We start from the raw sequence: 13,849 nt of genomic DNA, 5'->3' as shown, positions 1-13,849 counted from the left end.
AGTTCAATATCTTTCTACTGGACTTTATATTTGCCATTCCACTATTTTAAAAATTTATTAAATTGTTCTTTGTCTTCTTCAGATAACGTATCGGATAAAACATTACGTTCCATCTTATATTTTTCACTATATTCTTCCATCATTTTTTTATTAGCCCACTCTATTTCGTCCATTAACTCCATAGCAGAGAATAACGCTGCTCCGTTTCCTCTAATGATTATCTGTTCTAAGCTATCTGAAGTGGCAACTGTTATACTGTAATTTCCATGGTTCTGATGAACAAATTTTTCAATATATTGATCTGCAGTTTCAGCTTCTTTTGTATAAACAACATGAATGTTATTATAATCACATATTTCCACTCGGTGCCCTTGAACACGGTAAGCATCAAAGACTACGATAATTTTATTTTTTTTAATACCTTGGTAGTTACATAAAATATCTAGTAATTTTGTCCTGGCTGCATCAATATTATCCTTTGCAATTCCCCTTAGCTCTTCCCAAGCGAAAACAATATTATAACCATCCACCAATAGGTAGTTTTCCTTTGCTATATTATTTACACTGCTATAAGTATCAGTTTTATAATGGCTCTCCAGGGCAGTTCTTCTTTTTTTCCAAATAGATTTTTTACCTTGATTTGCATAAAAAGCTTTATTGATAATCTCGTCAATTTCATCTAAGCCTATAGATTGTTCCTGTGCTAGGGATGATTTTTTTGTTATTTGTGAACTAGTGCTTTTTTCTTTCTGCAAATAGCTTTCTAAATGCATATAATTTTTAACCTCATCCCAATTCACTAAGAAACCAGTACCATTAGCACAAAAAACTGACCCTGTAGGATTGGATGTATCTCTTTCTGGATCATATCCAATACTTTTTATAATCTCATCTGAATTATGGCAAGGTGCATATCCCTTTAAACTGTAAAATAATCTTCCCTTGCCTTTGGTATAGCTAATTACATCTCTTTGATAGTTTCTCATGGTAACCACAGGGGCGCTTCCTACAACTGTTGCTATATCTCCATTTACCCCAGTTATTTCGCAGGTCCCATGCATTTTTTCAATATCCGTCATGGCCCTTCCCACCATTTTTTCCGGCAGTTCTAATTGAAATTCATAATATGGTTCTAGCAATATAGAATTTGCTTGCATAAGCCCCTGTCTCACTGCACGATAAGTGGCTTCTCTAAAATCACCACCCTCAGTATGCTTTTTATGGACCCTTCCTGCAACTAATGTTATTTTCATATCTGTTATCATTGAGCCAGTTAAAACACCTTTATGAGCCTTTTCTTCTAAATGGGTTAGTATCAATCTCTGCCAGCTTTTTTCCAAACAATCTTCACTACAGTTTATAAAAAACTGTAACCCACTGCCAAGTTCCCCAGGCTCCATCAATAGATGTACCTCAGCATAATGTCTTAGAGGCTCAAAGTGACCAACACCCTCTACAGTATTGAAAATTGTCTCTTTATAAAGTATAGTTCCAGAACCGAAGGTTACATCAATATCAAAACGGTCTTTTATAATGCTTTGTAAAATTTCAATTTGTACTTCTCCCATTATTTGAACCTGAATTTCTTGCAAATTCTCTTCCCAAATAATATGAAGTTCAGGTTCCTCCTCCTCTATTTCACGCAGCTTTGGAAGCATGGTTCTTGGATCACAGTCCTCTGGTAATATAACCTGGTATGACAATACCGGCTCAAGCAGTGGTTTAGAAGATGCACTTTCGGTGCCAAGCCCTTCACCTGGATAAGTTTTTGTAAGTCCCGTAACCACACATATTGATCCAGCCTCTGCTTCACTTACAAGTTCAAATTTCTGACCCGAGTAAATTCGAATTTGATTTATTTTCTCTTCCCAAATATTATATATATTATTTTCTATGTATGTAGGTTTATTGGTTAAAGCTGTCTTAACCTTTAAGCTTCCCCCAGTTATCTTCATAAAGGTTAGACGGTTTCCTTGATCATCTCTAGAAATTTTAAATACTTTTGCACCAAACTCCTCTGAATAGAAAGGTCTTTCAGAATACTTTACTATTCCATTAATAAATTCTTCTACACCTTCTAATTTAAGTGCGGACCCAAAATAACATGGAAAAACCTTACGACTCTTTATTAGTTCAGAAATCAGAGCGCTTTTAATTTCACCTGTTTCTATAAAATTCTCCATAACCTTTTCGTCACACATTGCAACTTGGTCATAAAAAATCTCCATATCATTTTCTTGAAACTCTATACACCCATCATTTAATCGGGTTTTTAGCTCTTTCATAAGCTTTTCCTTATCAGTGCCTACTTGATCCATTTTATTAATGAATATAAACACTGGAATTTTATATATAGACAGTAAACGCCATAAGGTTTGGGTATGACCCTGTATTCCATCAGCACCACTTATGACTAATATTGCATAATCTAATACTTGAAGTGTTCTTTCCATCTCTGCTGAAAAGTCTACATGCCCTGGAGTGTCAAGCAAAGTAATTTGTGCTTCATCCACCTGAAATATAGCTTGCTTTGAGAATATGGTTATTCCTCTTTCTTTCTCGAGCTTATAGGTATCTAGATAAGCATCTTTATTGTCTACTCTTCCTAGCTTTCGAATTTTTCCACTTAAATACAGCATACTTTCTGATAATGTTGTTTTTCCCGCATCTACGTGTGCTAATATTCCTACTACTATTTTTTTCATAATCTATTTCAATTCCTTTACTTTCGTATCAACTTATATATATTATATCTTGTTTAACAGCAAATGTCTTGAGTAGACAAATAAGTTCATAATTTAATAAAAACTTTCAATGCTATATTTCCTTGACTTAATGGCGCCCATACCTCATGCAGAATCACATGTAAGAAAATGACCAAAAGAAGAGCCACCACCTATTGAGATGATGACTCATCCTGTGACTTAATTACTTAGGTCTTTTTGTCTGCATAGCTGCTGCTCTCCTTCAATTTGCACTCTAATCTTCCATTCACATCCGTAGCTACAGCCTCGACAACTCCAGATATGTCCGTCCCCGGAATGTAGGGTAAGGGTACAGTCGGCCTCACCTCTGGAGGAAGAATCTTCATCCCTTCACGCACGTATCACTCGGGGGGGATTGATGCCGATTGTGTGAACGCGAACGAGCACCTCGCCTGTCTTCAGTTCAGGACTTGGTGGGAAGTGGAGACTTCCTATCTTGTTCGTTATATACCGTGTAAAAGCATTAGATATAATGAACTTAAGCTAAATCTACCTGGAATAACTAATATTATGTTAACCCGTTCCTTGCAGTCTTTGGAAGAACATGGACTTGTAAAAAGAAAGGAATTTAATAGAATTCCACCTCATGTGGAATATTCTTTGACTGATATTTGTGAAGATTTAGCACCTGCCTATGAAACTCTAAATGAGCTGCGCAAAAAATTGTCCGAGCAACATCCCGATAATGTATAGTGAATAATTTCTCTCTTAATATTAACTTAGGGCGTTTTTCTAAACACCCTAATGTAATAAGCTTCCCCTTACTGTAAATAAAAAAGCATAGATTTCCCCATATATAATATAATTAATATTATTTCAACCTCAAGTTTTAATTATTTAATTAGATTATTATACCTTCAAAATGATCCATTTCATGTTGAATTATTTGTGCTATAAATCCAGTAAACACTTACTTTTGCTTGTTAAAATTTCTATCAAGATATTCCACCTCTATCATTTCATATCTCTTTGTTTTTCTAAATCCAATTAAAGATAAACAACTCTCTTCTGTTTCATAAAGCTTTTCTCTCTTTAATATAACTGGATTTATCATAGGCACAATAATGTTGCCTACAGTAAATACCAATATACGCTTTTTTACTCCAATCATATAACCTAACTCTATTAAATAAATTTGCTAGACAATATCTTTTCCTATAAAAGTTAATGTGCTAATACCTCATATCCGTAGCTTGTAACCAATACCATGATTTCCTCTTGAGCCGAAGGCTGTCCATCTGCCGTATAAAAAGTCCATCCATTCTTCTTATCTAAAAATATTTCGTCCGTTCCTACATTAATCATTGGTTCTATGGTAAATACCATGCCTGGCACCATCAGCATCTCTGTTTTTTTCTTAGAAGTATAGCCTACCCATGGTTCTTCATGAAATTCTAATCCAATTCCATGACCTCCGATTTCTTTTACTACAGAGTATCCATTTTTCACCGCATGCTCATGTATTGCTTGCCCCATATCCCCAAGAAATCCCCAAGGTTTTACTTTTCTCAATCCTAAATCAATACATTCTTGCACAATGCGAATCAGACTTCTCTTCTTCTCACATACATCTCCAATACAGAACATTCTAGATGAATCCGAAAAATATCCTTGATAGATGGTTGAAACATCAACATTAATAATATCCCCGCTTTTTAGTATTACATCTTTTGATGGTATTCCATGACATACCTGTTCGTTAATAGAGGTACATACACTTTTAGGAAATCCTTCGTACCCAAGTTGTGCTGGTGCAGCACCAAACTCTATTGTCTTTTCATAGACAAGTTGATTAATTTCTTCTGTAGTTATACCTGCGTGGATATTCTCAGCAATATAATCTAAAACTGCAATATTAATTTTTCCACTTTCACGTATTCCTGCTATCTGTTCAGTTGTTTTTATAATATTTATAGGTGGGACTATATGTCCATGTGTTTTATAAAACTCAATCCTACTATCGAACTCGGCATGACAATTTTTATATTTGTTTTGGCTGCCACACCAGCATAAATCATTTCCACCTAATTTCATCCTACTCTCCCTTTACTAACCTCTTTATTTAAGTTTTCACGAATTCATTATTTGCCACTGGAAGGATATTTGGCCTCACATATAACTGAATGGTAGCCAAAGTCTTTCTATATTGATTAGGGGTGTATCCATAAGCATCTACAAAGGCTCTTGTAAAGCTTTCTTGACAGGAAAATCCATATTTTAATGATATATCTAGAAGTCTATCCTGTGTATTTTTCACTTCTATTGCAGCAAGAGCTAATCTACGCTTTGACAAATACTGTTTAAAAGTAATCCCCACATATTCATGAAATTTATTTGAACAATAGAACTGAGAGTATCCAACATAACTTGACATTTCAGCCAGCGTTGGATTCCTTGTAATATTAACTTCTATCCAGTTAACCATATTTTCTACCGTTTTGATCGACAAGCACAATCCCCTCCCTATAAGAATATTGTACCAGATTCTTCAACTAAAAACTTAACATAACTTGCAATAATATCTACTTATTTGAATGCTTATCAAATATCATATACCTAAAATTACAGCACCTTCAGAAAATATTTTAATTGAAGAATATCCATAACAGCCTCCATAAAATCATAAGCATTTGATTATCAATTTAATAAATATTATATATTCTAATTTATGAAGATACATTGGATATAAAAAAAGTACATGTAAGAACTAAGGAATGAACCAAGTCCTACATGTACTTTTTTAAGCTTTTATTGAATTAGATAAATTATTTATACTGACTGTCAATACTTCAAGCTTTGCTTCTAGCCTAACCAATAGATATACAGATACAGCTATCGGAAAGTCCACATTACCAATCATGTTCAACAGATCATTATTCAAACAGCCTCACCTACTTTATTTTTTACCCAACTAAGGATTAGATAGGCTATTAATAAATTCCTACCTAATCCTATTTTAAAACTTCAAAGGGCTTATTTTACTGTTAATTCAGTGGAAGTTTTATCTACAATCTCTGCAGAGTCTTTAGTTCTTAAATCTCCCCCTGTGCTTGTAAATATGTTCTTAGCAATTATCACGTCCATAGCAGCACCTACCTCTGCTTCAGTTACACCATCTTTAACATTGTTAACCCTTATAGCAGTCTTACTGCCACTGTCATTTAAAAAGTTCATAACTAAAGTTTTACTCATGTACACATCCCCCATTTTTTTATTTTAGTTGAGCGTTGAGAACTAATTAAGCGCTTGTTATGCCGCTTTGATCTTCTCTTATAACCTCGTCTAAGGTTTTTCCAAGAAGCTTTTCAATTTCCAGTGACACATCTAAAATATTTTGCTCTGTTGCAGTGGTTTTTACCTTTGAAAACCTCTGATTTTTGATTATTTCTTTTCCTGTGCATCTACACCATCCACATATTTAACTATTAGTGTAGTCTGCAGCTTTGTTGCTATTGCAACCATACTTATCATCTCCTTTCACTTATTATATATACAGTTACAGGAGATATAGGCAGAAATGTTTTTAATAAAACAATTGACTCTATTTTAGCTATAGACTTTATAATTTATATTGTCAAACAACAATATTAGAAAGATTACTTCCCATTTCAAACTTTTGATTGTTATCAGATTTTTAAGTGCTTGTATTATAAGGCTTTTTTTAATTTAAAAATCCCACCATGAAGAATCAGTAATGTGCATGTCTGAGTCTAATATGACAGTTTCACCAATTTCAGGGTCGATTAGGTTTATATTATCTTTTTTTGCCTCTTTTAACGCTCGTTCTATAGGTTCCTTCCAGCCATGATTTGCCAATGTAAATGCCCCCCAATGCATTAACATCATATTCTTACCATTTACATCTATATTTGCTTGAACTGATTGTTCTGGTATCATATGAACATTCGCCCAACGTTTGTCATATTGAGCACCTTCAATTAAGGTGATATCAAAAGGCCCGTATTTCTTTCCTATCTCCTTAAAATGAGGGCCATATCCACCGTCTCCGCTTGTATATAAACGTGTATTTTTTCCAAGAATGACCCAAGCCGCCCCATAGGGTAGTACTAGAATTAAAAATTCCTCTTCCTGAGAAATGTCTAGATGGTGTAAATGCAACATTCAACCCTCGATAGGACCTTTCCTCCCACCAATTCAGCTCTGTAATTTTTTCTTTTGGAATCCCCCATCGAATCAAATGACCGCTTACTCCGAGAGGAACGAAAAAATGAGACACTTTGCCCTTTAGCTTTATAATAGATTGATAATCCAAGTGATCATAATGGTCATGCGAAATAAAAACTGCATCTATAGGTGGCATCTCATCAATAATATTCATCATCTCTTCGCTATATTTATATCTTTTAACTCCTGCAAATGAAACTGGTGAGGCAATAGGACCCAGCATAGGGTCTAATAGTATCTTTTTATTATCAATACTAATTAGAAATGCAGAATGTCCAAGCCATGTTAAACTATCTTTTTCACTTTTAATTTTGTTCCAATCAATTGTATCAACTGGAATTTGACCATCAGGATTTCGATCTTTAGTACTTGAATTATAACCCTCAGTAGCTGCTGATGAATCTGATGACTTTATAAATAAACTTGTGGGAACTGCATTAACAAATTTCCCGTCAACATAATTGTCAAAATGTTTATAAGTGTCCTTTTGCTCTTTAGTTGGGTTTCCACCAAAAGCTGGGTCTAAGTTTAAGAACAATGTAATTGCAACGGATAGTACAACTATAAAACTTAACAAATATAACATCACTTTTTCCCTCTTTCTCCCTTTTTCTCTCTTTTTCACCTTCATCCCCCTGATTGTATATATATGCTGCAGGCAGTTCTATTTATACTGCCTGCAGCACATTCATTTACAAAGTTCCCAGAATCATAAAAAATGTTTTTTTCCGTCCCCTCTCTTTACTTTAAAAAGGAGGTTATGCTTCAAAGGTTTCAGCTACATCCTTTAAATATTTTGTAATCTCAATATGTTGTGGACAATGTTTTTCACATTGTTTACACCCAATACAATCTGATGCCTTACCATGTACTTTTGTATAGAAAAAGCTGTTTTCAAGGATTGCTTTTCAGTATTGTATAGTGCAAAATATTTCGGAATAGATATGTTTTTTGGACAATCATCTACACAGTACTGACAGGCTGTACATGGAACAGCGATTGCTTCATTAATAATATCTACAGCCTTTTTTACAACATCATATTCTTCTTTTACAAAAGGCTTAAACTCCTGCATGTATCCTGTATTATCCAAAAGTTGATCCATATTTGACATTCCACTCAGTACCATCATCACCCCTTCAAGGCTTGCCATATATCGAATTGCCCATGATGGTATTGACAAATCCGGATGATATTTTTTTAATAGCTGCTCTGCTTTTTCAGGCACTTTTGCAAGGATTCCACCTTTGATTGGTTCCATAACAATAATTGGTTTATTATGTTTTCTTGCTACCTCATAGCATTTCCTTGACTGAATGCTTTCATTATCCCAATCCATATAATTAATTTGCAACTGAACAAAATCTACTTCTGGATGTGCTGTTAGAATTTTATCTAACAAATCAGCAGTATCATGGAAAGAGAATCCAATATTTTTTACTTTCCCTTCTTTTTTCTTTTCCTGAATAAATGCAAAGCTATCAAGCTTTTTTGCTGTCTCATAATTTACTACTCCTAAGTTATGAAGAAGGTAGTAATCAAAATAATCCACACCACATTTTTCTAATTGTTCATTAAAAATTCTTTCTTGGTCCTCTTTTGTTTTCAACATCATAGTTGGTAGTTTTGTTGCTACAGTGAAGCTGTCTCTTTTATGACGTTTTACTAAAGCTTCTCTTATAGCTACTTCACTATTACCCATATGATACATATAAGCTGTGTCAAAATAAGTAAAACCTCTTTCCAAAAAAGTATCTACCATTTTATTTAGCGCGTCCATATCAACATTTGCGTAGTCATTTTAATCCTTTAATGGTAAACGCATAAATCCAAATTTTTTCTTTTCCATATCTGTATTTCCTCCTTGATTCTAAATTATTTCTTTCTACTTTTTAAATTTTACCACTTGGAGTTAACTCTAAGTCAAGAGATAAGATAATTAGTATAAATAAAAAAGAATAGGATAATGAATAGCTTATTAAATTAGCCAGAAAACATATTGTTATAAATTGATGCATGCCATCAGATTTTATCAACCTGATGGCATGCATCAACATACAAGAACGCATTTATAAAAACTCTAGCTCACTAAAAGCTTTTATAAACCCCTTTACTCCATAATTTTCAAATTCCACTTCAATCATCATATCATCTTCTTTTAGAACCTTTCCTATTCCATATTTCTTATGTTTCACCTGTTTAATAGGTACTTGATTTACTGGTTCAACTGATACTTCTTCTTTATCTTTTTCAGCTTTTGCCTCCTGAATCTGTTTCTTAAGTTCCTGTAAGTTCACTGCTCCACTTTTAACCCCATCATTCTGAATTAGGTGTGTTGGAATCATATTAATATATCTGCTTTCCCCTGCCATTACTCGAGGATAGTCAGGGTTAGTGTAATAGGAAAGTTCTAGATAATCCTTAGCCCTCGTAATTCCTACGAAAAATAATCTTCGCTCTTCTTCCTCTTCCATATCTCTAGTATGTAATGGAATCAAACCATAATTGACACCTGTAATAAATACATGTGAAAACTCTAAGCCCTTAGAGGCATGTAGTGTCATCAGCTTAACAGAATCAGTATCACTTTTTATATCTTTCTGCAAAATATTCACACCATATAATGCAGAAGAATTTATAAAGTTCGGAAGACCCTTCAGAAATGGCATTTGCTTTTCCTGCACATATTTTATAATAATATCTAGCAAAGCACAGATGGATTCTTTATCTTCCATATAAGTAGATGCAGTTGGCCTGATATACTTGTCAAATTGAAAATAATTATAAAGCTCCTCCGATTTCGTAATCTCAGAACATTTAGAAGCAAACCCTTGCATTTTTATAAATAGCTCAGACTTATCCAAACCCTGACCTTTCACTATTTTTCCGGCTTCTTTTTCTGTTATTCTTTCTCCATAATCCTTATTACTTAGAACATATATTCCAGAGGACGAGTCATTTGTATTTACTGAAAAGCGGAATAATTTAATCACCCAGTTTAAAACTGGTATATCACGTATAGTTTTCTTCAGCGATACTTCATATGGAAGCTCATTTTTCAAAAATACATCCTCAAAAGCCTGGGACTGATTCTGTAACCGGTAAAAAACTGCTATCTCATTGTATGGTACACCTAATTTATGTAATTCCAGAATTTTATCTGCTAGGTAATAGGCTTCATTAAATGGATTATACTGATTTTTTACTACTATTTTACTTCCTGGTTCTCGTATTCCTGTTAAACTGCCTCCATCTTGCAAAAAACACTTTGCCGCTTCTAAAATTGAACTACTGGAGCGGTAATTAATTGGAAGGGACAGTTCTCTCGCCCCATATTTATGCTTTAATGTATATACCATATTTAAGGTACTTCCACGCCAACTATAAATAACCTGATTTGGGTCACCTACTGCAAATAATCTGGTATGGACACCTTTTAATTTATCAATAAAATGGAGCTGCAGTTTGTCACTGTCCTGAACCTCATCAATAATAATCCACTTCGGCTCTATCCTATAATCCTCTAATAAAACATTTGCGTTTTGCAATAAATCTGAAAAAGACATCTTGTTCTGTCTTATTTTTTCTTCTTTTAAAAGCTGAACAAGCTTAAATATATCATCGTTATATGGTGAAATCCTTTGTTCTTCTATCTGAATGGACATTGCCTGTTCCAGTCGTTTTTTTAACCGGTTCTTATATTTAATAAGTAGCTTCTGTTCCTGTATGATTCGCATGGCGATATCTAATTCTTCCTCTGGATCGATTACTAGAAAATCTTTTGCATATCCCATTTTTTCAACAGGCAGTATATCTTTCAACAAATGGAGCGCCACACTGTGAAATGTCCCAAATCCTTGTAACTCCTCCATCTGAATATTGTGGTCAGAATCCATTAATCTTTCTTTTATTTCATTTGCTGCCTTATTAGTAAAGGTCAGAACAATCATATCCTTATAGCTTATATTCTTTGCATAGTGAAGGTAAATAATCTTTGAAATTAAAACTGTTGTTTTTCCGCTTCCAACATTGGCATTTACTATACAGGCATCACTTTCATCTAGTACTGCTTCCTTTTGATATTCATTTAGTCTCTCTAATTCTTTCTCATAATTCATAGAGTTCTCCTATTTCACAAGATTATCATATCTTCTCTGTAATTTATTTTTCACATCTGTTCTGTTATTCTCTGTATTATCAAGTATAATTCTTAAATCAATACCTAGGGGAGCTTCTGTATGAAATGAAATAATATTGATTAAACTTCTTTTATTACTTTCTTCCATGATCCATTCTTTATAAAAAGCATTATTAGTTACTAACATTAAAACACTATTGTCTATCTCCACTCTTGGAATAGTACTTAAAAATGCTGCAAAGGTGTCTCCATTTCCCTTTAAATGCTCACAAAATTCATTCCACTTTTCTGGTAGTTCACTAAATTGAAATGGCTTTTTTATAAAGGTTGATGGTCCGTATTCCACTAACTTAATATCCTTCGGAGCCTCTATTTCTTCTAGTAAATTCTTTAGTCCCCACAAAACCACTGCTTTATCTAATTTATAATCCCCGATACATGCAGCACAACCATTTTCACATTTACATCCACCCACCATTTTAATAGCATTGTCAATAATCTGTGCAATAATATCAAATGCTTTTTCTGAATATCCAAGTCCTCCTATATATTTATCATAAATAAACATATAAACTTCTGCTGAAAAATCTCCACTTATTTGAACTGCGCTATTTGACATTGAAACTCCAATATCCTCCTGTTCTGTCATAGTGGCCATCATCGCTGCATTTTTCATTGCATAACACAATCCTTCAAAATGATTATTTCTTATGAGCTTACCATTTTCACTCTCCTGAAGCAGTCGTCTATATACCTTAACTACATTATCAGGAACCTTTACCCATGTACTTTCTGTATCAAAATCCTTTGACAATGGTTTTTCTAGCTGTTCAAATCCCAGGTTTTGATGATTGTGAAATTGTAGTTTCTTATACATATAAACTATTTCATCCACGTTTACATCTCCAAAAGTAACTTTAACACGCTTATAATATATTTCCTTACTACCTTGAATAATCCTAATATTAGTATTGCTTCCCGGCATTGTATAATAATTTCCATTAAAGGGTACGGCATATGCAGTTCTACTTTCTAAATCCAGTTTTATAACCTGATATTGCACCCCATCATGCATATATATTGCCCCGTTATGGATTTCACGGAATGCCTGCATTTCATCCATTTCTGTGATTTCTTTATTATTTTCCTTATTAATCAGTTTATATCTGTATTTATCAATATTTCTTAAACTAAAATCTCCTGCCGGATAGGAATTTCCAGACCATGCAAACTTGCCGCTTTGACTGATTAGTTCACTTGCCCGGATTAAAACAGGAATAGTTTCCCCTAAATCAGGGAAAAGAGAAATATCATCTAAAGTTAACGGTATTTCAGCTGCTGCAGCACGTATGTGAGCTAGCTGTATTAATAAATTATTCTTATCAATTACTGCATTTTCACTTCCCCTTTCAAAGAGCCAGTCCGGATTAACTCCAATATATTGGTCAAAAGGCAAACTATCTAAAATGAAATAATTTGTACATTCTCCTCCGCTTCTACCTGCTCTTCCTGTCTGCTGCCAGAAGGACGCTCTCGTTCCCGGATATCCAACAAGTACTGTTGTATCAATTTTTCCAATATCTATACCAAGTTCTAGAGCATTGGTGGATATGAGTCCTCGCAAAACTCCTGTAACCATCTTATTTTCAATTTCTTTACGTTCTAATGGCGTATAGCCTCCCCTATATCCGGATATTTTATCTTTTAATGATGCTCCAAAGAAACTCTCTGATTCCAACTTATCTCTTGATTCCTTTAATACTACCTCAACATTTCTTCTTGATTTAGCAAAGGCAATAAAGCTATTACCACTTTCCACTAAATCAGGAATCAGGTCTGCAGCAACTGTAGTTGTCTGTACCTGTCCATAGTATTTTTTATCCTTTCCCATAATTTTAGGCGGCTGAACTAACGCGTACTTTCTTTCCGCAGCCGGCGACCCATCCTTATAAATCCGGATAAATTTCTGTCCGCAGATTTCTTCTGCTAGTTCCACTGGATTTGCTATGGTTGCTGAACTACAAAGATATTGTGGGGATGAATTATAGTATCTGCATATTCTTCCAAGTCTCCTAAAAACATTTGCCAGGTGAGATCCAAAGGCACCTCTATATGTATGAAGTTCATCAATTACAACATATTTTAAATTAGAAAATATGAAATCAAAACCAAACTTACTGTGATTGGGCAAAAATGCGCCATTTAACATTTCCGGATTAGTTAAAATGATATTGGCGCTTTTTCTGATTCTGCTTCTTTCATTTACAGGTGTATCTCCATCGTATACGCCTGCTGAAATTCTATTTTCCCCGAAGAATTCCAGGTATGGTAAGATAGCACGATACTGGTCGCTTGCAAGGGCTTTTGTAGGATATATAAAAATCGCTCTCGCAAGAGGATTTGACAGTATGTCTTGTATCACTGGCAATAAGAAACTAAGTGTTTTTCCACTTGCTGTAGATGTAGTTATCACAATATTATTCTTCTCTATAGCCTTTTCAAACATTTCAGCTTGATGACAATATAGTTTTGTAATTCCTTTTTCAGAGAGGTAACCACATAATTCCTCTGACAAAGTACTTGGGAAGTTCTCATATATTGCCTCTCTTTTGGGTATTATTTTATTGTATATGATTAAATCACGTATATTCATTAATATTGCTCCCATTCTACTAAATTACTTCATAAGTATATACCAAAGTATAAATAATTACATCTAGTTTAATAAGTAAAAATGCACCCTTTTCAAGGTGCACTCTGG

Annotated in this window: 10 protein-coding genes and 3 pseudogenes; 1 reads left to right on the top strand and 12 read right to left on the bottom strand. The window is 34.0% G+C overall.

Annotated features, from left to right (window positions below; translation table 11 throughout):
- Positions 1-41: 41 nt before the first annotated feature.
- Complete coding sequence (locus CLMAG_RS19880) at positions 42-2,705, bottom strand: translation factor GTPase family protein (protein ID WP_066626632.1); 2,664 nt, start codon at positions 2,703-2,705, stop codon at positions 42-44.
- Between the two features lie 469 nt (positions 2,706-3,174).
- Between CLMAG_RS19880 and CLMAG_RS19875 the strand changes: the two are divergent.
- Positions 3,175-3,458: pseudogene (locus tag CLMAG_RS19875) on the top strand (winged helix-turn-helix transcriptional regulator); the annotation flags it as partial.
- A gap of 148 nt (positions 3,459-3,606) precedes the next feature.
- Here the strand turns inward: CLMAG_RS19875 and CLMAG_RS19870 are convergent.
- The 11 genes and pseudogenes from CLMAG_RS19870 to CLMAG_RS19830 all read right to left on the bottom strand — a co-directional run.
- Positions 3,607-3,882: pseudogene (locus CLMAG_RS19870) on the bottom strand (peptide deformylase); the annotation flags it as partial.
- Positions 3,883-3,929: 47 nt separating this feature from the next.
- Positions 3,930-4,799: a methionyl aminopeptidase gene (locus CLMAG_RS19865; protein WP_066626630.1), complete on the bottom strand. Its 870-nt coding sequence runs from the start codon at positions 4,797-4,799 to the stop codon at positions 3,930-3,932.
- 28 nt (positions 4,800-4,827) lie between these two features.
- A complete protein-coding gene (locus CLMAG_RS19860; RefSeq protein WP_066626626.1) occupies positions 4,828-5,214 on the bottom strand; it encodes a helix-turn-helix transcriptional regulator in 387 nt (128 codons plus the stop codon).
- A 291-nt stretch (positions 5,215-5,505) separates the two neighbouring features.
- Positions 5,506-5,625 (bottom strand): YvrJ family protein, encoded by a 120-nt coding sequence (locus tag CLMAG_RS19855; RefSeq protein ID WP_066627042.1) that lies wholly within the window; start codon positions 5,623-5,625, stop codon positions 5,506-5,508.
- Positions 5,626-5,738: 113 nt separating this feature from the next.
- On the bottom strand, positions 5,739-5,957 hold the full coding sequence (locus CLMAG_RS19850) for a DUF2922 domain-containing protein (RefSeq protein ID WP_066626624.1): 219 nt from the start codon (positions 5,955-5,957) through the stop codon (positions 5,739-5,741).
- A gap of 46 nt (positions 5,958-6,003) precedes the next feature.
- On the bottom strand, positions 6,004-6,147 hold the full coding sequence (locus tag CLMAG_RS33880; protein WP_242873099.1) for a DUF1659 domain-containing protein: 144 nt from the start codon (positions 6,145-6,147) through the stop codon (positions 6,004-6,006).
- Between the two features lie 284 nt (positions 6,148-6,431).
- The gene (locus CLMAG_RS34790; RefSeq protein ID WP_341420685.1) at positions 6,432-6,806 is read right to left on the bottom strand and encodes an MBL fold metallo-hydrolase; all 375 of its coding nucleotides are present in this window, start codon (positions 6,804-6,806) and stop codon (positions 6,432-6,434) included.
- Positions 6,745-7,575, bottom strand: coding sequence for an MBL fold metallo-hydrolase (locus tag CLMAG_RS19845; RefSeq protein WP_341420586.1), 831 nt, complete (start codon positions 7,573-7,575; stop codon positions 6,745-6,747). Before CLMAG_RS19845 ends, CLMAG_RS34790 begins: the two co-directional genes overlap by 62 nt.
- 133 nt (positions 7,576-7,708) lie before the next feature.
- Positions 7,709-8,799 (bottom strand): annotated as a pseudogene (locus tag CLMAG_RS19840) (aldo/keto reductase).
- Between the two features lie 220 nt (positions 8,800-9,019).
- Positions 9,020-11,068 (bottom strand): ATP-dependent helicase, encoded by a 2,049-nt coding sequence (locus tag CLMAG_RS19835; protein ID WP_066626622.1) that lies wholly within the window; start codon positions 11,066-11,068, stop codon positions 9,020-9,022.
- A gap of 9 nt (positions 11,069-11,077) precedes the next feature.
- Positions 11,078-13,741: a DEAD/DEAH box helicase gene (locus CLMAG_RS19830; RefSeq protein ID WP_066626621.1), complete on the bottom strand. Its 2,664-nt coding sequence runs from the start codon at positions 13,739-13,741 to the stop codon at positions 11,078-11,080.
- Positions 13,742-13,849: the final 108 nt, after the last annotated feature.

The organism is Clostridium magnum DSM 2767 (assembly GCF_001623875.1).
Lineage (GTDB): Bacteria > Bacillota > Clostridia > Clostridiales > Clostridiaceae > Clostridium_AM > Clostridium_AM magnum.
The sequence above is the reverse complement of the archived record's forward strand: the minus strand, read 5'-3'. Positions and strand labels throughout refer to the sequence as shown.

Coding starts and splice junctions, on each gene's coding strand:
- CLMAG_RS19850 (WP_066626624.1), bottom strand. CDS start 5,957: ATGAGTAAAACTTTAGTTATGAACTTTTTAAATGACAGTGGCAGTAAG.
- CLMAG_RS19835 (WP_066626622.1), bottom strand. CDS start 11,068: ATGAATTATGAGAAAGAATTAGAGAGACTAAATGAATATCAAAAGGAA.
- CLMAG_RS19865 (WP_066626630.1), bottom strand. CDS start 4,799: ATGAAATTAGGTGGAAATGATTTATGCTGGTGTGGCAGCCAAAACAAA.
- CLMAG_RS19855 (WP_066627042.1), bottom strand. CDS start 5,625: ATGATTGGTAATGTGGACTTTCCGATAGCTGTATCTGTATATCTATTG.
- CLMAG_RS19880 (WP_066626632.1), bottom strand. CDS start 2,705: ATGAAAAAAATAGTAGTAGGAATATTAGCACACGTAGATGCGGGAAAA.
- CLMAG_RS19830 (WP_066626621.1), bottom strand. CDS start 13,741: ATGAATATACGTGATTTAATCATATACAATAAAATAATACCCAAAAGA.